Here is a 1559-nt window from a genome sequence, read left to right as displayed (position 1 = left end):
GTGATCTTCCAGATGACGTTCGCCTGCATCACCCCGGCACTGATCGTCGGGGCGTTTGCCGAGCGGATGAAATTCTCGGCGATCATGGTGTTCGTCGTGCTCTGGTCGACACTCGTCTATTACCCGATCGCGCACATGGTCTGGTATTGGGCGGGCCCGGACTTCCTGCCCGACGCGCCCACCGACTACGGCTATCTGTGGGGCAAGGGCGCGCTCGATTTCGCGGGCGGTACGGTCGTCCACATCAATGCCGGCATCGCCGGACTGGTTGGCTGCATCATGGTCGGCAAGCGCGTTGGTTATGGCCGCGACGCCACCCCGCCGCACTCGCTGACCATGACCATGATCGGTGCTTCGCTGCTGTGGGTCGGCTGGTTCGGCTTCAACGCCGGTTCCAACCTTGAAGCCAATGGCGTCACCGCGGTCGCGTTCATCAACACTTTCGTGGCCACGGCGGCGGCGGCGGTCAGATGGGCGCTGGTCGAGCGGATCACGCACGGCAAGCCGTCGATGCTGGGGGCCGCGTCTGGCGCGGTTGCCGGGTTGGTCGCGATTACGCCAGCGAGCGGATATGCCGCACCGATGACGTCGATCGTGCTGGGCTTCGTCGTCTCGCCGCTCTGCTGGTTCTTCGTCACCACGGTGAAGAACAAGTTCAAATATGACGACACGCTCGACGTGTTCGGGGTCCATTGCATCGGCGGGATCGTCGGCGCGCTGGGCACCGCGATCGTCGCCGCGCCGAGCCTCGGCGGGCAGGGCTATTTCGACTATACCGTCTTCCCGGCGGTGGCAGTCACGCCCGAAGCCTATTCGATCTCCAAGCAGTTGTGGATCCAGTTCCAGGCGGTCGCCGTCACCCTGCTGTGGTCGGGCTTCGGATCGGCGATCCTCTACTTCATCATCGACAAGACCATCGGCCTGCGCCTCTCCGAAGACGAAGAGCGTGAAGGTCTGGACCTGTCCGATCACGGAGAACGCGCCTACAACTACTAGTCATGGAAACCCTGTTCGATTTCTTCGCTTTGCTTTCGGCCACCGCCAGAAGCACCATCGACGAAGCGATCGGACAGGGGCTTTCTCCTGAAAACAAAGGCGGTTTCGACAAGAATGGGGGCTCGCTCTACGATCCGGTCACCGAGGTGGACCGGGCCGTCGAGCGGGCCCTTCGCGCGTCGATCGAGAGCCGCTTTCCCGAGGATGGCATCGTCGGCGAGGAAGATGGCGCGGTGCGAGCGGATGCGCCCCGCATCTGGAGCCTCGACCCGATCGACGGCACGCGGCAACTGGTGTGCGGGCTGCCGTGCTGGACGGTGCTGGTTGGACTGGTCGAGAACGGCGTGCCGATCGCCGGGATGATCGATGCGCCACGGCTGGGCGAGCTGGTGATCGGCGACGGGACGCAGGCGCTGGTGGTCGGCGAGGGCGAATCACTGGCGTTGCGGACGAGCGGCGTGGCCAGCCTGGCGGAAGCGCGCCTGTCGACGACCGACCCCTATCTGTTCGACGAGGTCGCGGGAGCGGGGTTCGAGCGGTTGCGGCGAGCGGCGCTGCTGACC

The 1559-nt window shown here is 64.9% G+C and carries 2 protein-coding genes; both read left to right on the top strand.

Features of this window, described 5'->3' with window-relative positions:
• The coding region (locus RMN84_RS07600; RefSeq protein WP_309611574.1) for an ammonium transporter at positions 1-996 on the top strand (996 nt) is incomplete at its 5' end.
• 2 nt (positions 997-998) lie between these two features.
• Positions 999-1559, top strand: a 561-nt coding sequence (locus RMN84_RS07595; protein WP_309611573.1) for an inositol monophosphatase family protein, incomplete at its 3' end; no start/stop codon positions are given.

This window comes from Sphingomonas sp. (assembly GCF_031380695.1).
GTDB lineage: Bacteria > Pseudomonadota > Alphaproteobacteria > Sphingomonadales > Sphingomonadaceae > Sphingomicrobium.
Note: the sequence above shows the minus strand (reverse complement) of the source record. Positions and strands in the feature narration are given on the sequence as shown.